Source organism: Longimicrobium sp. (genome assembly GCA_036389795.1).
Taxonomy (GTDB): domain Bacteria; phylum Gemmatimonadota; class Gemmatimonadetes; order Longimicrobiales; family Longimicrobiaceae; genus Longimicrobium.
Genome location: DASVWD010000264.1, coordinates 25020 through 43710, shown reverse-complemented (window position 1 = coordinate 43710; position 18691 = coordinate 25020). Strand labels below are relative to the sequence as shown.

Annotated in this window: 12 protein-coding genes; 6 read left to right on the top strand and 6 right to left on the bottom strand. The window is 73.4% G+C overall.

Features of this window, described 5'->3' with window-relative positions; all coding sequences use genetic code 11:
• Positions 1 to 58: 58 nt before the first annotated feature.
• From VF746_30375 to galE, 5 genes are all read right to left on the bottom strand, one after another.
• Positions 59 to 592 (bottom strand): hypothetical protein, encoded by a 534-nt coding sequence (locus VF746_30375; protein ID HEX8696764.1) that lies wholly within the window; start codon positions 590 to 592, stop codon positions 59 to 61.
• Between the two features lie 55 nt (positions 593 to 647).
• Positions 648 to 1271, bottom strand: coding sequence for a hypothetical protein (locus VF746_30370; protein HEX8696763.1), 624 nt, complete (start codon positions 1269 to 1271; stop codon positions 648 to 650).
• Positions 1268 to 2923 (bottom strand): FAD-binding dehydrogenase, encoded by a 1656-nt coding sequence (locus VF746_30365; GenBank protein ID HEX8696762.1) that lies wholly within the window; start codon positions 2921 to 2923, stop codon positions 1268 to 1270. Before VF746_30365 ends, VF746_30370 begins: the two co-directional genes overlap by 4 nt.
• 195 nt (positions 2924 to 3118) lie before the next feature.
• Positions 3119 to 3652 (bottom strand): nuclear transport factor 2 family protein, encoded by a 534-nt coding sequence (locus VF746_30360; protein ID HEX8696761.1) that lies wholly within the window; start codon positions 3650 to 3652, stop codon positions 3119 to 3121.
• Positions 3653 to 3992: 340 nt separating this feature from the next.
• Positions 3993 to 5015: a UDP-glucose 4-epimerase GalE gene (gene galE / locus VF746_30355; protein ID HEX8696760.1), complete on the bottom strand. Its 1023-nt coding sequence runs from the start codon at positions 5013 to 5015 to the stop codon at positions 3993 to 3995.
• 376 nt (positions 5016 to 5391) lie between these two features.
• Between galE and VF746_30350 the strand changes: the two genes are divergently transcribed.
• The 6 genes from VF746_30350 (at position 5392) to VF746_30325 (ending at position 16447) form a co-directional block, all read left to right on the top strand.
• Positions 5392 to 6051 carry an RNA polymerase sigma-70 factor gene (locus VF746_30350; protein HEX8696759.1) on the top strand — a complete coding sequence of 220 codons (660 nt, stop codon included), beginning with the start codon at positions 5392 to 5394 and terminating at the stop codon, positions 6049 to 6051.
• A 526-nt stretch (positions 6052 to 6577) separates the two neighbouring features.
• Positions 6578 to 7651 carry a FecR domain-containing protein gene (locus VF746_30345; GenBank protein ID HEX8696758.1) on the top strand — a complete coding sequence of 358 codons (1074 nt, stop codon included), beginning with the start codon at positions 6578 to 6580 and terminating at the stop codon, positions 7649 to 7651.
• Between the two features lie 23 nt (positions 7652 to 7674).
• Entirely contained in the window at positions 7675 to 11094 is a 3420-nt protein-coding gene (locus tag VF746_30340; protein HEX8696757.1) for a SusC/RagA family TonB-linked outer membrane protein, read from the top strand.
• A 29-nt stretch (positions 11095 to 11123) separates the two neighbouring features.
• Complete coding sequence (locus tag VF746_30335; GenBank protein HEX8696756.1) at positions 11124 to 12437, top strand: hypothetical protein; 1314 nt, start codon at positions 11124 to 11126, stop codon at positions 12435 to 12437.
• A 343-nt stretch (positions 12438 to 12780) separates the two neighbouring features.
• On the top strand, positions 12781 to 14604 hold the full coding sequence (locus tag VF746_30330; GenBank protein ID HEX8696755.1) for a glycoside hydrolase family 3 N-terminal domain-containing protein: 1824 nt from the start codon (positions 12781 to 12783) through the stop codon (positions 14602 to 14604).
• Positions 14605 to 14641: 37 nt separating this feature from the next.
• Positions 14642 to 16447 (top strand): sodium:solute symporter family protein, encoded by a 1806-nt coding sequence (locus VF746_30325; GenBank protein HEX8696754.1) that lies wholly within the window; start codon positions 14642 to 14644, stop codon positions 16445 to 16447.
• Between the two features lie 124 nt (positions 16448 to 16571).
• Here the strand turns inward: VF746_30325 and VF746_30320 are convergent, their stop codons facing one another.
• Positions 16572 to 18512 (bottom strand): M1 family metallopeptidase, encoded by a 1941-nt coding sequence (locus VF746_30320; GenBank protein ID HEX8696753.1) that lies wholly within the window; start codon positions 18510 to 18512, stop codon positions 16572 to 16574.
• Between the last annotated feature and the right edge of the window lie 179 nt (positions 18513 to 18691).

Genomic DNA, 18691 nt, shown 5'->3' with positions numbered 1-18691 from the left:
TGTTCACGTGCCCCGGTCTTTGGGTCGCCTGGCGGAAGTGGAACGGGTCGATCCGCGCCTATCCGCCGCGGACTTCACCGACGGTGGAGGGGTTCGTGTAAGGCTGGAACTCGCAGCCTGGGCGGACCATGAGGTAGACCACGTCGTAGCCCGGCCCCGTCGCCCCGGTTTCCGCGAAGACGGCAATGCCCCGGTACTCGCCCACCCGCTTCACTTCTTCGGGATAGAGGACCCGGGCGAGGCCGTACTTCGCGAGGAGCCGGCCGTTGATGGCGACCGGCTCGTGGCGCACGAACCAGTCCGCGCCGGCGGCATAAGGCGGCGCGGTCACCGGGTACGCCTCGGAGAACGGCCTGCCGTTCACCAGCGTGTCGCCGGTCTCCGGGCGGTATGTGACGTCGATCCGCGCGAGCCCACCGTCGCGCAGCACGCAGATGGAGATGGGCTGGCTCTCGGCCGCGCGCGGCGCCGGGGCTGGTGTTGCTGGCGGGGGCGGTGCCGGCGGCGGGACCGGCGGCTCGGGCGCTGGCGCGGGAGTCCGCGCGCACGCGCCGAGCGCCACGACGGCGGCGAGGCAGGACAGGATGCGCATCGGCATTCGCGTTGGATTGGAAAGGACGCGCGCTTCACCGGGCGCTGCTCGCGCTCTATGCAGCCTCGGACGAGCGCTCACCCGTCACCACGTCCATCGTCAGCATTGGCGCATGAGCAACAACCTGGATGAGTTCCTTCCGCATCTCCTCCCGATGCGGCGACTGCAATTTTTCGCAGAGCGAGTTGGCGAGAATGAAGCGATTGGTTCGCTCCAGGCAGATATGGAAAGCCGCGAACTGGCGTGCGGCGCGGGCGTAGAGGATGAAGTTGATGGCTGATATGACCTGCACCAGGGCGCCGGCAATCACCCCGATCAATGCCTCGGAATTCTGCCCGGCCTTCATGGCAACCCACACCGCGTAGATGAAGAACCCGGTTCCGATGACGGCAGCGCCGAGCGCGGAGTGAAAGCTGTGCCGCGCCTGTTTGCGAACATCGGCATAGTATTCGAGCATCATCCGCTGCAGGAGTGAAGCGATCGCGTGCGTGTCGTCGGAATCCGTGTGCGCGAGCTCCTCGCACTCCGCTGCGAGCTTCTCGAGCGAGCTGGGATGAGCTAGGGAAGCCGTCGGAGAAATTGTCGCGGTTGTCATGACGCCCTCCTGCACCGTGGTGGAATTGTGAACCGGCAACATTGATAAACCCCAGCCACAGTCCGGGATCTCGACAAGGATCACCCCACGGCTTCCGCCGCCGCGCGTCCCGCCGCGCGTCCGGAGAAGATGCATCCGCCCAGGAACGTCCCCTCCAGCGCCCGGTAGCCGTGCATCCCCCCGCCCCCGAAGCCCGCCACCTCGCCCGCGGCGTAGAGCCCGGGGAGCGGTTCGCCGTCCGTGCGCAGCACGCGGGCCGAGAGGTCGGTCTCCAGCCCGCCCAGCGTCTTGCGGGTGAGGATGGAGAGCCGCACGGCGATCAGCGGCCCGGCCTTGGGGTCCAGCAGCCGGTGCGGCTTCGCCACGCGGATCAGCCGGTCGCCCAGGTAGGCCCGCGCGCCGCGGATGGCGGTGATCTGCGCGTCCTTGCAGAAGGTGTTGTCGAGCTCGCGGTCGCGCGCCCGGATCTCGCGCTCCACCGCGGCCGGGTCCAGGAGCGGCTCCCCGGCGAGCGCGTTCATCCTCCGCACCAGCTCGGGGAGCGCGGGCTCGACGATGAAGTCCACCCCCTTCTGCTTGAACGCCTCCACGGGCGGGGGCGCGCCGGCGCGGACGCGGCCGAGCACCTGGCGGATGCTCTTCCCCGTGAGGTCGGGGTTCTGCTCCGAGCCCGAGAGCGCGAACTCCTTCTCGATGATCTTCTGGGTGAGGACGAACCAGGTGTAGTCGTAGCCCGTCTTCGCGATGTGCTCCAGCGTGCCGAGCGTGTCGAAGCCGGGGAAGAGCGGCGGCGGCAGGCGCCTCCCCAGCGCGTCGAGCCAGAGCGAGGAGGGGCCGGGGAGGATGCGGATGCCGTGCAGGGGCCAGATCGGGCTCCAGTTGTGGATCCCCTCCGTGTAGTGCCACATGCGGTCGGGGTTGATCACGTTCCCCCCCGCCGCCCGAGTGACCTCGAGCATGCGGCCGTCCACGTGCTCGGGGACGCCGGAGATCATGCGCTTCGGCGGCGGGCCCAGGCGCGCGGGCCAGTTGCGGCGCACCAGCTCGTGGTTGCCGCCGATCCCGCCCGAGGTGACGACCACCGCCTGCGCGCGGAGCGCGAACTCGCCCACGACGGCGCGCGGGCTGGAGCAGCCGCGCCCGGTGGCGCAGGGCTCCAGCACCTCGCCGCGCACCCCGTCGACCGCGCCGTTCGTCACCGTCAGCTCGCCGACCCGGTGGCGGAAGCGCAGCGAGACCCGGCCGCGCGCCTCGGCCTCGCGGACGCGGCGGACGAACGGCTCCAGCACGGCCGGGCCGGTGCCCCAGGTGACGTGGAAGCGCGGGACCGAGTTGCCGTGCCCCGTGGCCAGGTAGCCGCCGCGCTCGGCCCACCCCACCACGGGGAAGAAGCGGACCCCCCGCGCGTGCAGCCAGGCGCGCTTCTCGCCCGCGGCGAAGTCGACGTAGGCCTCGGCCCAGCGGCGGGGCCAGCGGTCCTCCTCGCGGTCGAACCCCGCCGAGCCCAGCCAGTCCTGCAGCGCCAGCTCGCGCGAGTCGCGGATCCCCATCCGGCGCTGCTCGGGCGAGTCGACCAGGACCAGCCCGCCGAACGACCAGAACGCCTGGCCCCCCAGCGACGCCTCGGGCTCCTGCTCCAGCACGATCACCCGCCGCCCCGCCTCGGCGAGCTCCGCGGCGGCCACCAGCCCCGCCAGGCCGGCGCCGACGACGATCACGTCCGCGTCGTGGGTCATGGGTCCGTTCGCATGCGTTTCGGTGGAACGACGTGCGCGGCTGTGAAACCCCGGTGCGAAGTGCGAAGTGCGAAGTGCGGCTACTCGAAGTTCCGCACTTCGCACCTCGCGGCTGCGGGCTCCAAGCTACGGCGAGGAGCCCGTTCTGCCTACCGTCGCGCGAGAAGCGCCGTCGGAGACCAGTGCGAAGCCGGGTCAGCAGACGAGGCCGGGAGCGGCGGCGTGGAGGACGACCTCGCGGAGGCGCCAGGAGCCGTCGGGCTGCCGCACCCACCGGTTGCGGTAGGTGGCGCGCTCTTCGGTGAACGTCCCGTCGGCCTGGCGGAAGCGGAGCATCGCCGTGCCGGCGTCGATCACCTCGCCCGGCGGGTAGTTGGCCACGTGCGCCAGCAGCCGCAGCGCGCCGACCTTGCCGATGTCCTTGCTGATCCATCCCCGCAGGATCGCGTCGCGGCCGGTGAACGTCTCGTCGGTGGTCTGCACGCGCGCGTCGTCCGTGAAGAAGCGCGCGACCGCCTGCGGATCGCCGCCCTGCCACGCGGCGACGTACGCGGCACGCGCCGCCTCCACGTCGGCCGCGTAGGTGACGTGGTTGCACGTGTCTCCCGGCGCCGCGCCCGACATCACGGGCCCCGCGGCGCTCGATGGCTGCGGGGGCGGCGCCGGCGGCGGCGAGGAGGTGCAGGCGGCGAGTGCCAGCACGGCGAGGGGAGTGGGGAAGATTCGCATGGGTGCGCGGCGTTGGAGGTGGGCGCGGCGGGGGATGCATCGGCACGCGCGCAGGATGCGTCCGGCACGTCCCGCCGACAAGGGATTTCGACGGCCGATCCCGCGAGCCGCCGGTCCGCGATGGCGACTTCCTGTGGTTGCAGCCGCGGTTTATGCTCTTGCGGATCTGATCCGGCAATCGGATCCGCTCCTCAACGCGACGTGTTTCGTAGGGGCGAGCCTGCGAGTCCGGGCATGGGCAGCATCGGCGCAGGAGGCGGCCACCGCGCACGGACCCGGCATCCGCCGGTCGAGGCAGGCCTCGCCCCTACGAATCACCTGATCGCAATCACGAAGAGCATCACTCGCCAGGCGCGGGGCCGGCATCAACCGGAGGCGCCCCCCGGTCCCCGTAGCCGTCGGGGTGCGCGCGGTGCCAGGCCCAGGCGCTCTCGACGATCGAGCGCAGGTCGGGGAAGCGCGGCTCCCACCCCAGCTCGCGGCGGATGCGCTCGCTGCTGGCCACCAGCACCGCCGGGTCGCCCGGGCGCCGCGGGCCCACCACGGCGGGGATCGGGTGGCCGGTGACCGCGCGCGCCGTCTCCACCACCTCGCGCACGCTGAAGCCGCGGCCGCTCCCCAGGTTGTAGGTGCGGCTCCCCGAGTCCAGCGCGTGCAGGGCGCGCACGTGCGCGTCCGCCAGGTCCGCCACGTGGACGTAGTCGCGCACGCAGGTGCCGTCGGGCGTGTCGTAGTCGTCGCCGTAGATCGTGACGTGCCCGCGCTGGCCCAGCGCCACCTGCAGCACCAGGGGGATCAGGTGCGTCTCGGGGTCGTGGTCCTCGCCGTGGTCGGGCGAGGCGGCGCCGGCCGCGTTGAAGTAGCGCAGCGCCGCGTAGCGCATCCCGAAGCGGTTGTCCATCCAGTGCAGCACGCGCTCCAGGATGTGCTTCGACTCGCCGTACGGGCTCCCGGGGCGCACGGGCGCGTCCTCGCCGATCGGCACCCGGTCCGGCAGGCCGAACAGGTTGGCGGTGGAGGAGAGGATGAAGCGCCGCACCCCGTGGCGGACGGCGGCCTCCAGCAGGTTCAGCCCGTTGCGGAGGTTGGCGCCCAGGTACAGGAACGGCCGCTCCATCGACTCGCCCACCAGCGTGTGCGAGGCGAAGTGCAGGATCCCCTCCGGCCGGTGCTCGGCCATCGCCCGCTCCACCGCGGGCGCGTCCGCCAGGTCGCCCGGCACCAGCTCGGCGCGCGGGTCCACGGCCGCACGGTGGCCCTGCCGCAGGTCGTCGAAGACCACCACCCGGTGCCCCGCGTCGGCCAGCTGCGCCACCACGACGCTGCCGATGTACCCGGCGCCCCCCGTCACCAGCAGCCTCACGCCGCCCCTCCCCTCGGCCGGGGAGCGGCGGAGACGTCCGGGCGCCCCACGGCCGGTGCGCCACCCCGTGGCCCTGGCAGGATCTCGTAGTCGCTCATGAGGCGGCGAACTTAGGCGCGGCGCGGCGATCCACAAGGGGAGCCGCCTTCGAGCCCATCGCCGCACGTGACGATCCCACCGGCCGGTGTGGCGCGGGAAGACGCGTCACAGGCGGGCGCGCGGGAAGAAGTTTTCGCTTGATGCGCGGCATTGCGCCGACTATCGTTCCTGGCACCCCCGCGAAGCGGAGCTCTTCCGCGCCGGAACCTCCCCGCGGCCGCCGCGCGCACGGCGGCCCGCTCCAGGCACCTCCCTGGCCTCACCGCGAAGGTGATGCGTGGACACGTCCAGCCCCGCGGAGACTGCGGTACCGGCGACGGCGGTCGGCCAGGCCGGCCCGCCGGAGCCCGACCTCGCCGAGAGCGAGCTGGCGGCGCGCGTCCGCTCGGGCGACGGGGCGGCCTTCGAGGCGCTCTTCCGGCGGTACTACCGGCGGCTGCACGCCTTCGCCGAGACGTACGTGGGCTCCTCCGAAGTCGCCGAAGACCTCACGGTGGACGTGTTCGTGCGCATCTGGGAACGGCGCGCCGAGTGGAGCCTGCGCGGCGGCCCGAAGAGCTACCTGTACGCCGCGGTGCGCAACGAGGCGCTGGCGTGGCTCAGGCGCCGGAAGATGGTGGAGCGCGCCCACGCCGACCTGGTCCGCGACGAGCGCCGTCCCGGGATGGGCGGCCCCCCCGCCGCGGCCGACGCCCAGGTGCAGGCGCACGAGCTGGCCGACGCCGTCGAGCGGGCCACCGCGCGCCTCCCCGAGCGCACCCGCGAGGCGTTCGTGCTGCACCGCCGGCACGGCCTCAGCTACGCCGAAGTCGCCCAGACGATGGGCATCTCCCCCCGCACCGTCGAGGTGCTCATCCGCCGGGCGTTCCAGGCGCTCCGCACCCAGCTCGGCGGCTTCCTCGTCCTCCTCCTCACTCTCTTCAGCGCCCTCCTGTAGCTCCGTTCCGCGCACTTCGCACTTCGGTTTTGGGCGTGTCCCTCCGCTGCGCTCCGGGCCGGGCTGCGCGCGCGGTAGGGCACGATACGACCGTGCCCAACCGCGCCGGGCCACCGCGGCCACGATACCCCCCGTGGCCGCGGCGTCCCGGCCCTCCGGGCGCGCATCCCTCACGCGGGGCTTCGCCGCGGGAAGAAGTTCCGTAGGGACGAGCCCACGAGTCCGAGCACAGGCCGCCTCCGCGCGAGTGGCCGCCTGTCGCGCACGGGTCAGGACCCGCCGGTCGAGGCAGGCCTCGCCCCTGCGAACCGTTCGTCTGCCGCTCGTAAAGTCCACCCTCTCCCGAAGTTGGGAGAGGGTTGCCGCTCTAAGGCGGCGGGTGAGGGCCCCCGCCGCCACGCCGCAGTCCGCCGAGCGCGCGAGACCGCGAGCGCCGCTTGTACGGGTAGCGCCCCGCTCGATCATCTCACTGGGTGACGCACGCGTCGTCGTCGCGATCCCCACCCCCTGACAGGAGCCGGTTTCCGTGGACGAACGCCATTGGCGGTCGCTGGTGCGCCTCTTCTCCGGCGAGGCCTCCGCGGCCGAGCGGGACGAGCTGCGGCGGTGGGTCGGGGAGGACCCGGCGCGCGCGGAAGAGGTGGACCGGCTCCGTGCCCTGTGGGACGCCTCCGGCGCGCTCCCCGGCAGCGGCGACGAAGACGCCGCGTGGCAGCGGGTGGCCGCGCGCACCGGCCTGCTCGACGCCACCCCGCCGGGAGTGCACCCGATCGACGCCCGCCTGCGGCGCGCCGCCGCGCCGCCCCGCCGCGCCGCCTGGCGCGCGCCCCTGCTGCGGATCGCCGCCGTGCTGGTGCTGGCGCTGGGCGGCGCGCTGGTGTGGGCGCAGGCCGCGCGCGCCGGGACCCGCACCGTCTCCACCGGCAAGGGCGAGCGCGTGCAGCTGGTGCTGAGCGACGGCTCGCGCGTGCTGCTGGGGGTGGACAGCCGGCTCACCTACCCGCGCCGCTTCCGCGGCGGCGCGCGCGAGGTGCGCCTCCGGGGCGCCGCCTACTTCGAGGTGGCGCGCGACCCGGAGCGCCCCTTCAGCGTGTACACCGCCGACGCCGTCACCCGCGTGCTCGGCACCCGCTTCACCGTGCGCGACTACCCCGGCGGCGAGCCCGCCCGCGTGGCCGTCACCGAGGGCAGGGTCGCCGTCCGCCCGGCCCGCGAGCGCGCCCCCGCCGCCGTCCTGGTCGGCGGGCAGGCGGCCGAGTTGGCCCCCGGCGGCGCCCGGCCCGTGGTCGAGCGCGCCGAGCCCAGGCAGGACCTGGCCTGGACGCGCGGGCAGATCGCCTTCAACAACGCCCCCGTCCCCGAGGTGCTGGCCGAGCTGGGCCGCTGGTACGACGTGCAGATCCAGGTGCAGGACCCGGTGCTGGCCGCCCGGCACCTCACCATCGCCTTCGAGCACGAGCCGCTGGAGACGCTGCTGCAGGAGATCTCGGCCGTCCTGGGCGCCCGCGTGGAGCGCCGGGGACGCGTCCTCGTCCTCACCCCCGCGCCCGCGGCCCGTGGCACCGCCCCCGCCCGCGGCGCGCGCGGCGAGTCCCTCTAGTCCCGCCCACCGGAGGACCGACCATGAAGACCACCAGAGTGGTTCGGAGCTTCGCCCACGCGCTCGCCGCTCTCCTGGGCGCGGCCACGCTCTCGCTGGCGCAGGGGACCCAGGCCCGGGTCGCGGGATACGTGCGCGCGCCGGCCGAGCAGGCCCCCGCCGCACAGGCGCGCTCCGGCGAGCGCACCGTCACGCTGCGGCTCGACGCCGCGCCGCTGGAGGCGGCGCTCCACGAGATCGCGCGCCAGGCCCAGCTGCGCCTCACCTACAGCCGCGAGTCGCTCGACCCCGCCCGGCGCGTCTCGGCGCACCTGACCTCCGTCTCCGCCGAGCAGGCGTTCGCCGTGGTGCTGGAGGGCACCGGGCTCGAGGCCGTCCCCTCCGCGCGCAACCGGGTGGCCATCGTGCACCGCGCCCCGCCCGCCGCCGCACCGCCGCTGGAGGCGCGCGCCGCGCGCACGGTGATCGCCGGCGGAGCCTTGAGCGTCCCCGCCTGGCTCGACGCGCAGGAGGGCGGCACCATCCGCGGCAGCGTGGTGGAGGCCGGCTCGGCGCGCCCGGTGAACGGCGCCCAGGTGGTGGTGGTCGGCACCAGCCGCGCGGCCGTCACCGGCGCCGCGGGCGAGTACGTCCTCGTCGGCGTCCCCGCCGGGGCCCACACCCTGCGCGCCGTCCGCGTCGGCTACCGCAGCGCCGAGCAGAGAGTGGAGGTCGCCGGCCGGCAGACCGTCGAGGTGGGCTTCGCCCTCACGCAGGCCGCCGTGGAGCTCGACGCGCTGGTGGTCACCGGCACCCCCGGCGCCACCTCGCGGCGCTCGGTGGGCAACGCCGTCACCACCATCGACGCCGACCAGGTGACGCAGAACGTGGTGAACACCACCGTAGCCGAGCTGCTGCAGGCCAAGGCCACCGGCGTCACCGTGCTGCAGAGCACCGGCACCCCCGGCGCCGCCGGCAACATCCGCATCCGCGGCCTGGGCTCGCTCTCCGGCTCGTCCGAGCCGGTGATCTACGTCGACGGCGTGCGCATCCACTCCGGCGCGGGCGGCTCCTTCCGCAACAACTGGCAGTCGCCCACCGAGGGGCAGCTCGCGGGCGGCGGGCAGACGGCCTCCGCGCTCGACGCGGTGAACCCCGAGGACATCGAGTCGATCGAGGTGATCAAGGGCCCGGCCGCCGCCACCCTCTACGGCGCCGACGCGGCCAACGGCGTCATCCAGATCATCACCAAGAAGGGCCGCCCCGGGAGCCAGGAGCTGCAGTGGAACGCCCGCGTGCAGTTCGGGACCACCGACTGGGGGCTCGACCGCCGCGCCTCCTTCACCACCTGCGACGCCGTGCGCGTCGCCGACCCCGCCGAGTGGCCGGGGTGCCAGGGCGTGGCGCCGGGGACCGTCCTGCGCGAGTCGTTCCTGGACGGGGCGCTCCGGAGCGGGGCGCTGCGCAACCTGGAGCTCTCGGTGCGCGGCGGCGGGCAGGGCTACTCCTTCTTCGCCGCGGTCGACAACGACCAGGAGGAGGGGATCTTCGCCAACAGCCAGACCGAGCGGACGGGCGGGCGCGCCAACTTCGCCTTCTACCCGTCGGACCGCGTCGACTTCACCGTGAGCGTCCGCTACACGAAGAGCGAGACCGCCTTCCCGATGACCGACAACGGGCCGAACGTGCTGGAGGCCGCCTGGACCTACCAGCCGGGGCGCGCCCCGCAGCGGGGGCAGACCTACGGCTTCGCCGGGGGGACGCCCGAGCAGTACGAGGCGTACGAGAACACCCTGCGCGGCGACCGGGTGACGCTCGGCACCACGCTCAACTTCCGCCCCTTCCCCTGGTTCAGGAACCGGCTGACGGTGGGCGGCGACATCAACTCGCGCCAGGCCAACCGCTTCGTGCCGCCGGGCGGGCTCTTCGCCCCCACCAGCGGGCAGATGACGCAGGGGGCGCCGCGCAACAGCGTCTACACCTTCGACTACGCGGGGACCGTCGAGACGCCGCTGCCGTTCACCAGCCTGACCTCGGCGCTCTCCTTCGGCGTGCAGTACACCAACAGCGAGTACCGCAACACCATCGCCCAGGGGACCGGGTTCAGCACCGACCTGGTGCGCAACATCGGCTCGGCCACCAACCGGCACTCGTGGGACGAGTACCTGGCCGTCAAGTCGCTCGGCTTCTTCGTGCAGGAGCAGGTGGCCTGGCGCGACCGGCTCTTCCTGACCGGCGCCGTGCGGGTGGACAACAGCTCCATCTTCGGCGACGAGATCGACCAGCTCTACTACCCCAAGCTCTCCGCCTCGTACGTGATCTCCGAGGAGCCCTTCCTCGCGCGCCTCTCCTGGCTCGACAACCTGAAGCTGCGCGCGGCGTGGGGGCAGGCGGGCAACGCCCCCGACCCCTTCGCCGAGGTCACCAGCTACGGCGTCTGGCAGTCGGTGGACCCCATCACCGGCGAGGTGACCTCGGGCGTGCGCCTGGTGACGCTGGGGAACCCGGACGTGAAGCCCGAGCGCGGCAGCGAGCTGGAGGCCGGCTTCGACGCCTCGCTCCTGCGCGGCCGCATGGGGGTGGAGCTCACCTTCTACGACAAGCGGACCCGCGACGCACTGGTGCGGGTGCCGCTGGCGCCGTCGGAGTCGGGGATCGCGGGCGGGAGCCAGTTCCGCAACCTGGGCGAGATCAGCAACCGCGGCCTGGAGGTGGCCGTGAGCGGCACGCCGCTGCAGACCCGGCCGCTCACCTGGGACGCGCGGCTGGGCTTCTCCACCAACCGCAACCGGCTGGAGGACTTCGGCTTCGACACCGATCCCATCCTGATCGGCGTCACCACCCTCAACCAGCGCCACGTGGAAGGCTACCCGCTGGCCGGCTACTGGGTGCACGACCCCGTCTGGGACGCGGAGCAGAACAAGTACGTCCCGGGCGAGGCGCGCTACCTGGGGCCCTCGATGCCCACCCGCGAGGCCTCGCTCACCAACACCTTCACCCTCTTCGGGAACCTGCGCCTCTTCACGCTGCTGGACTACAAGGGCGGCTACTACCTGCTGAACATGACCGACTGGCGGCGCTGCCGGGCGGAGCTCTGCGAGGAGGTCAACGACGCGAGCGTCTCCGCCGAGCGCAAGGCGCAGCTCACGGCCGACCTGGGCTCCAACGACGCCCTCTACACCCAGCGGGCGGACCACGTGAAGATCCGCGACGTCTCGCTCACCTACACGCTTTCGCCCCGGTTCAGCCGCCGCTTCGGGGCGGAGCGCGTGGCGCTGACGCTCGCCGGCCACAACCTGGGCTACCTGTGGAAGCCCGATTACCGCGGGCTCGACCCCGAGGTGACCTTCAACGGGATCAACCAGCCGGGCGACGACGGGCAGGCGTTCGGCTGGACGCGGATGGACTACTGGACGGTGCCGATGACGCGCCGCATCACCGCGGCGATCGACCTGAGCTTCTGAAGGCCCTCACCCCGAACCGGAGGATGGTCATGAAGCGGAACCAGACGCACCTCGGCAGGGGGCGGGCGCTCGTGGCGCTCGTCCTGGCGGCGGGGGCGGGCGCGTGCGACGGGCTGCTGGACGTGGAGCGCCCCGGGCTGATCACCGAGGGGCAGGTCACCGGCCCGCAGCTGGCGAACGCCCTGGTGGCGGCCGCCGAGGGCGAGTACCACGTGGCCTTCAACTGGGTGGGCAACAGCGGCGCAGCGGCCACCGACGAGGCGATCTTCTCGCACGGCTGGAGCCCGTGGGACGACTTCGACGAGCGCGACGTGGTGGCCGGCTCGCCCGCGCACGACGGGATCGGCTACGGCTGGATGCAGCGGGCGCGGGTGACCGGCGTGAGGAGCGCGCGGCAGCTGAAGGAGATCGGCGCGCCCTCGTCCGCCCTGGCGCGGGCGCTCGCCTACGCCGGCTACAGCACCGTGCTGCTGGCCGACTACCTGTGCAGGGCGCCGCTGAACGGCGGGCCGGCGCTGGAGCGCGCGGTGGTCTACGACTCGGCGATCGCGCTCTTCCAGGAGGCGGCCGCGGCCGCGGGGAGCGACCGCTTCCTCTCCGACCTGGCCAACGTCGGCGTCGCGCGCTCGTACCTGAACAAGAACGACCTGTCGAAGGCCATCGAGTACGCGAAGAAGGTGGACCCCGGCTTCCAGGCGTGGGTGCGCTTCGTGGACAGCGACAACTTCGGCGACTGGGTGGAGAAGTACAACCTGTACCACCGCACCTCGGGATTCATCAGCCCCTCCGAGTTCTCGCTGGCGCTCGACCCGGCCGAGTGGGCGGTCAAGCGCGACCTGCGGGTGCCGTTCGAGGACGACAGCACCCGGCGGATGTTCACCAGCGTGCCGTTCGCGCGCTCGGGGCACGTCCCCTTCGTCCCCTACTCGTTCGAGGGGTGGACGCCGGGGAACCGGAAGATGATCCCGGGCGGCGCCGACATCCGCTTCGCCTCGGGGCTCGAGGCGCAGTACATCATCGCCGAGGCCAGCCTGTACGGGGGCGCGGGCGGGTGGACGGAGAGCCAGGTGCGCGCCTTCGTCGACCAGCGGCGCGCGGTGGGCGGGCACGGGCCGTACGCGGGGAGCGACCTCAAGGGCGAGCTGCGCGAGCAGCGGCGGATGGACTTCTACTTCGCCGGCTACCGCATGCCCGACCTGATCCGCTACAAGCAGTTCTACGGGATCGACCTGTGGCCCAGGGGGAGGCTCGGCGGCTACCCGGCGTCGGCGCCGTACCAGTACGGGAGCACCGAGTGCTGGCCGATCGGGCAGAGCGAGAGCAGCACGAACCCGAACGTGTAGATCCCCGGGTATCGGCGCCGTTCCCGGGCGCCTGGAGGCGCGGCAACGACGGCGAGAAGCCTGCCTTCGCAGGCTGGTCCGGCGCGAGGGCGGGCGGTCGCGGGCGGCTGAAGCCGCGGCAACAACTGCAGGAAGCCTCGCAAACCGTGCGAGGCTGCGGGGGCAGGCTCCGGCGCGTGCGTGGGGGTCCACGCTCCCATGGCAGGTCGGTCCCTCTCCCGCGCAGCGGGGGAGGGGAGCGCACCCTCTGGCTGCGAGGAACGAGCAGCCGAGGGTTGCGCGGGGGAGGGGGCATCCCCGGCGGCCTCACGACGACATCGTTCCGCCAGCGAAGAACGGACACATGACCTACACGCGCCGCCTGCTCCGTCTGCTTCCCCCGCTCGCCATCCTCGCCGCCTGCGCGCCCGCGGCGCGGACGCGGACGTCCGTTCCCCCGCCCGCGCCGGCCGCGGACGCCTCCGCCGCGGACGACGAGTGGGTGGAGCGGACGCTGGCGGGGCTGTCGCTGCGCGAGAAGGTGGGGCAGATGGTGATGCCGTGGGTCGGCGCGGACTACACGGCGGTCGACTCGCGGCAGTTCGACGCCCTGCGCGAGTGGGTGGAGGGCGAGGGGATCGGCGGGGTGGTGATGTCGGTCGGGCTCCCGCACAGCTACGCGGCCAAGCTCAACGCCCTGCAGTCCATCGCCCGCGTCCCGCTCCTGGTGGCCTCGGACATGGAGAACGGGCCGGGGATGCGCATGGCGGGGATCTACTCCTTCCCCCACCTCCTCCCGCAGGGCGGCGGCACCGACTTCCCGCCGCTGATGGCGCTGGGCGCGGCCGGCTCCGACTCGCTGGCGTACGCGCTGGGGCGGGTGACGGCGCGCGAGGCGCGGGCGGTGGGCGTCCACGTCACCTTCGGCCCCGTGCTGGACGTCAACTCCAACCCCGCCAACCCGATCATCAACACCCGCTCCTTCGGCGAAGACCCGGAGGCCGTCGCACGTCTCGGCCGCGCCTACGTCCGCGGCGCGCGCGAGGGCGGGCTGCTCACGACGGCGAAGCACTTCCCCGGGCACGGCGACACCGAGACCGACTCGCATCTGGGGCTCCCCACCATCCGCGCCGACCGCGCCCGGCTGGACGCCGTGGAGCTGCTCCCCTACCGCGCCGCCGTGCTGGAGGGGATCGACGGGATCATGACGGCCCACATCGCCGCGGTCGGCATCCTGGGGAGCGACGCGCCGCCGGCCACGCTCTCGCCCTACTTCATGACGGAGCTGCTCCGCCGCGAGCTGGGCTTCCGGGGCGTGCTCTTCACCGACGCGCTCGACATGGGCGGCGTGGTGAGCCGCTACGGCGACGCCGAGGCGGCCGTCCTCTCGGTGGAGGCGGGCGCGGACGTGCTCCTCATGCCCCGCGACGTCCGCGGCGCCATCGACGCCGTCGCCGCCGCGGTGCGCTCCGGCCGCCTTCCCGAAGCGCGCATCGACGCCTCCGTCCGCCGCATCCTCAGGGAGAAGGCGCGCGCCGGACTGGCCCGCGCGCGCCTGGTCCCGCTCGACTCGGTGGACCGCGTCGTCGGCGTCCGCGCCCACACCGACCTGGCGCGCCTGGTCGCCGAGCGCTCGCTCACGCTCGCCCGCGACGCGCGGGGGCTGGTGCCGCTCGCCCCCGCCGCGCGCCGCCTCCTCGTCGTCACCTACGCCGAGGAGTACGACCCCGTGGCGGGACGCGTCTTCGCGCGCGCGCTGGCGGGGCGGGGGAGGGCGGTCGACGCCGCGCGGGTGGACCCGCGCACCACCGCCGCCGAGTTCGCCGCCCTGCGCGCCCGCGCCGACTCGGCCGACGTGGTGGTGGTCTCCGTCTTCGCCGCCTGGCTGGACCGCGCCGGCTTCATCGGCGCGCGCGGCGGGCTGTCGGAGTTCGTCCAGGCGCTGGCGAAGGCGGGGACGCCGGTGGTCGCCGTCTCGTTCGGCACCCCGTACCTGCTGAGCTCCTTCCCCGACGTCCCCGCCTACCTGCTGGCGTGGGGCGGGGCGGATGCCAGCCAGGAGGCCGCCGCGCGCGCCCTGCTGGGCGAGGCGCCGATCACCGGCCGCCTCCCGGTCTCGCTCCCCCCGTACCACGCGCGCGGCGAAGGCATCCAGCGGCCCGCCGCGGCGAGCCTCGCCCGGCAGTGATCCCCGACCGACCGTCCCCGCAACCGGAGCGACCCCGATGCAGCTCGCCCTGGCCGACTGGCTGATCATCGCCGGCTACTTCGTGCTCTCCGCGGCCATCGGGCTGGCCTACACGCGCCGCGCGGGGAAGAACGTGTCGGAGTTCTTCGTCTCCGGCCGTTCGGTGCCCTGGTGGCTGGCGGGGACCTCGATGGTGGCCACCACCTTCGCGGCCGACACGCCGCTGGCCGTCACCGGGATGGTGGCCAGCAACGGGATCGCGGGGAACTGGCTGTGGTGGAACATGGTGATGAGCGGGATGCTCACCGTGTTCTTCTACGCCCGCCTCTGGCGCCGCGCCGAGGTGCTCACCGACGCCGAGTTCACCGAGATCCGCTACAGCGGCCGGCCGGCGGCGCTGCTCCGGGGCTTCCGCGCGCTGTACATGGCGCTCCCGATCAACCTGATCGTGATCGGGTGGGTGAACCTGGCCATGCTCAAGATCCTGGACGTCACGCTGGGGATCGCCCCCGTGCAGGCGCTGGTGGCGATGTTCGTGGTCACCATGCTGTACTCCACCCTCTCCGGCCTCTGGGGCGTGCTGGTGACCGACTTCGTGCAGTTCGCCATCGCCATGGGCGGCTCCATCGTGCTGGCCGTCTTCGCAGTACGCGCGGTGGGCGGGATCGACGGGCTGGTGGAGAAGCTGCCGCAGCACTACGGCTCGGCCGAGGCCGCGCTTTCCTTCTTCCCGGCGGAGGGCGCGGCGTGGATGCCGGTGACGGCGTTCCTGGCGTACCTGGCCGTGCAGTGGTGGGCCACCAGCTATCCCGGCGCCGAGCCGGGCGGCGGCGGCTACATCGCGCAGCGCATCTTCAGCGCCCGCACCGAGAGGGACGGCGTGCTGGCGACGCTCTGGTTCAACATCGCCCACTACGCCGTGCGCCCCTGGCCGTGGATCCTCACCGCGCTGGCGGTCGTCGTTCTCTACCCGGGGCTCGAGGACCCGGCCACCGGCTACGTGCGCGCCGTGGTGGACCTCCTCCCCACCGGCTTCAAGGGGCTGATGATCGCCGGCTTCGCGGCCGCCTACATGAGCACCATCGCCACGCAGCTCAACTGGGGCGCCTCGTACCTGGTGAACGACCTGTACCTGCGCTTCGTCGACCAGAACGCCGAGGAGCGGAAGCTGGTGCGGCTCTCGCGCGCGGCGACCGCGGTGATCTTCGCGCTCTCGTCGGCGGTCACCTGGGTGCTCTACGCGGTGGGGTCCATCGAGGGGGCGTGGCGGATCATCATCGCGCTGGGGGCGGGAACGGGGCTGGTGTACATCCTCCGCTGGTACTGGTGGCGAATCAACGCCTGGAGCGAGATCAGCGCCATGGCCGCCGCGCTGGCCGCCTTCACGGTGCTCACCGGCTTCGGCGTGTTCGACCCCGTGGATCCGCTGGAGGGCGCCTACCTGATGCTGGCCACCACCGCGCTCACCACCGTGGCGTGGGTGGCGGTCACCTTTCTCACCCGCCCCGTGCCCGAGGAGACGCTGGTGGCCTTCTATCGCCGCGTCCGTCCCGGCGGCGCGGGGTGGGCGCGCGTGGCCCGCGCGGCCGGTTTCGCGCCGGAGCCGATGGCGGGCGGCGCGCTCTCCTGGGTCAACTGGGGGGCGGGCGTGGTGAGCGTGTACGCGACGCTGTTCGGCGTCGGCAGCCTGATCTTCGGCAGATACGGCGAGGCGCTGGCCTACCTGCTCGCCGCGGCCGCCGCCTTCGCCCTGATCGCCCGCAACCTGCGTCAGGCTGAGCCGCTCCCCGCGCCCGCGGAGCTCGCCGCCGAGCCGGCGGTCCCGGCGCTCGCGGCGAAGTAGAACTGCGTCCTGCGTCAAGAGTCGACGGTGCGGGTGCAACGCGAAGCGAGGAGCCCGGCCCAGGGATCATCCCCAAGCCGGGCTCCTCTCTGTACTCCCGTACTCCCGTACTTTCGTACTTCCCCTACTTCACGATCGCGTCCACCGAGCCGGAGGTGACCGGGTGGTACCCGGGGCGCGCCCTGGCGTAGATGCGCCGGGCGAGCGCCTGGCCCCAGTCGCCCTGCTCCATCAGGCCGGCGAAGAGCGGCCGGACGAACTTGCGCCGCCCCTGGCCGGTGAGGAACGCCTCCAGCGCGGGGACCGCCGGCTCGTAGCGGTTGCGCACCGCCATCACCAGCCAGGCGAAGAGGATCTCGCTGTTGCCCTGCCGCGACAGATTGAAGGCGCGGTCCAGGTCCGCCAGCTGCGCCGCCGTGAGCTTCTGCGGGAGCGCGCCCAGGAAATGCTGCCACTCCTGCGTGCTCCACCCCCGCGTCTGCAGCTGACCGGCGGGCGTGCCGGCCACGAAGCGCCGCGCCTGCTCCTCCACCCGCGCGAAGGCGTCGGACTGCCGCACCACCGCGTTCTGCGGGACCCCGGTGCCGTAGACCCACTCGTCCAGCCGGAGCCGCTGCTCCAGCGTGGCGTCGCCCCGGATCAGGTTCGCGCGCAGGTCGGCCAGGAAGCCCGCCGTGGTCATCGGCTGGAAGGCGTGGCGGTCGAAGTACGAGCGCAGGTAGGCGTCCCACCGCTCGCGCCCCACCGCCTCCTCCAGGGTGCGCAGGAAGGTGGCGCCCTTCTCGTAGGCGATCTCCGTCATCCCCGCATCGGGGTCGCGCCCGGCCAGGTCGATGTGCAGCCGCGTGTCGGGCGAGTCCTTGCCGCCCACCCCCTCGATCTCGCCCTGCAGCTCCTGCCACCCCAGGTTGGCCAGCATGGCGGCGCGCTCGCGCCCGTAGAGCGCCTCCATGATCCGGTTCTCGAAGTAGGTGGTGAAGCCCTCGTTCAGCCAGAAGTCGCTCCAGGTGGCGTTGGTCACCAGGTTGCCGCTCCACGAGTGCGCCAGCTCGTGCGCCACCAGCGACACCAGCGAGCGGTCGCCCGCCAGGATGGTGGGGGTGGCGAAGGTCAGCCGCGGGTTCTCCATCCCGCCGAAGGGGAAGGAGGGCGGCAGCACCAGCACGTCGTAGCGCCCCCAGCGGTAGGGGCCGTACAGCGCCTCGGCCGCGTCGACGAAGCGCTCCAGCTCGGCCAGCTCGTTCGCCGCGCGCTCCAGCACCGCCGGCTCGGTCCACACCCCCGTGCGCGGCCCCAGCGCGCGGAAGGCCAGGTCGCCCACCGCCAGCGCGATCAGGTACGGCGGCACGGGCCGGTCCAGGCGGAAGCGGAAGGCGCGGCGGCCGCCCTCGGCCGGCTCGCCCCCGGGGGTGAGCATCTCGGCGCTCATCACCGCCTTGAGCCCCTCGGGGACGGTGATGCGGGCCGCGTACGTCTGCCGGATCCCCGGCGAGTCCTGCGTGGGGATCCAGGTGCGGGTGAGGATCGCCTGCCCCTGCGAGAACAGGTACGGGTGGCGCTTCCCCGCCGTCTGCTCGGGGGTGAGCCACTGCAGCGCCGCCGCGTCCGGACTGGTCCCGTAGCGGACCACGATCCGGCGCGTGCCGGCGGGGAGCTGCACGGTGAGCGGGCGGCCCAGGATCGAGTCGGCCGGGCCGAGCGCCCACCGGAGCGCGCGGCCTTCCGCATCGGTGACCTCGCGGACCGCCAGGTCTTTCGTGTCCAGGACGATCTCGCGCGCGCCGGGGGCGGCCTCCACGTCGAGCGCGGCGGTCCCGGTGATCCGCTTCTCGGCGAAGTCGGTGGCGAGGTCCAGCTCCACGTGCGTGACCCGCGCCTCGTTCGGCCGCGCGAAGGAGTGGATGTCGCGTACCAGCGTGTCCAGCGGCGCGCGCGCCTCGGCCGCGGCGGACGGAGCCGGGGCCGGGGCGGGAGCGGGAGCCGGCTGCTGCGGCGGCGCCGCGGCGGGGGCGCACGCGGCGAGCGCGCCCAGGCAGGCGAGCAGGGTCAGGGTTCGAGGATGCATGTCTCGCGTCCGTCCTCTCGTCGTGTGCTCGGATCTGGTGCCGGGACGATCCCGGCCACGGCGGCGTGCAAATACCACGCGAGGGCGGCGGGGTTCGGGCGGCCCAGCTCCGCTCCCGGTTGTGACGGTAGATCAGCCATGACGCGTGACGGGCGCCGGGGATCGTCCTCGGCGCCCGT

Bases quoted from the DNA above. Each gene is read 5' to 3' on its own strand.
- VF746_30375 (HEX8696764.1), bottom strand. From the start codon at position 592: ATGCGCATCCTGTCCTGCCTCGCCGCCGTCGTGGCGCTCGGCGCGTGC.
- VF746_30320 (HEX8696753.1), bottom strand. From the start codon at position 18,512: ATGCATCCTCGAACCCTGACCCTGCTCGCCTGCCTGGGCGCGCTCGCC.
- VF746_30360 (HEX8696761.1), bottom strand. From the start codon at position 3,652: ATGCGAATCTTCCCCACTCCCCTCGCCGTGCTGGCACTCGCCGCCTGC.
- VF746_30340 (HEX8696757.1), top strand. From the start codon at position 7,675: ATGAAGACCACCAGAGTGGTTCGGAGCTTCGCCCACGCGCTCGCCGCT.
- VF746_30365 (HEX8696762.1), bottom strand. From the start codon at position 2,923: ATGACCCACGACGCGGACGTGATCGTCGTCGGCGCCGGCCTGGCGGGG.
- VF746_30335 (HEX8696756.1), top strand. From the start codon at position 11,124: ATGAAGCGGAACCAGACGCACCTCGGCAGGGGGCGGGCGCTCGTGGCG.
- VF746_30330 (HEX8696755.1), top strand. From the start codon at position 12,781: ATGACCTACACGCGCCGCCTGCTCCGTCTGCTTCCCCCGCTCGCCATC.
- VF746_30325 (HEX8696754.1), top strand. From the start codon at position 14,642: ATGCAGCTCGCCCTGGCCGACTGGCTGATCATCGCCGGCTACTTCGTG.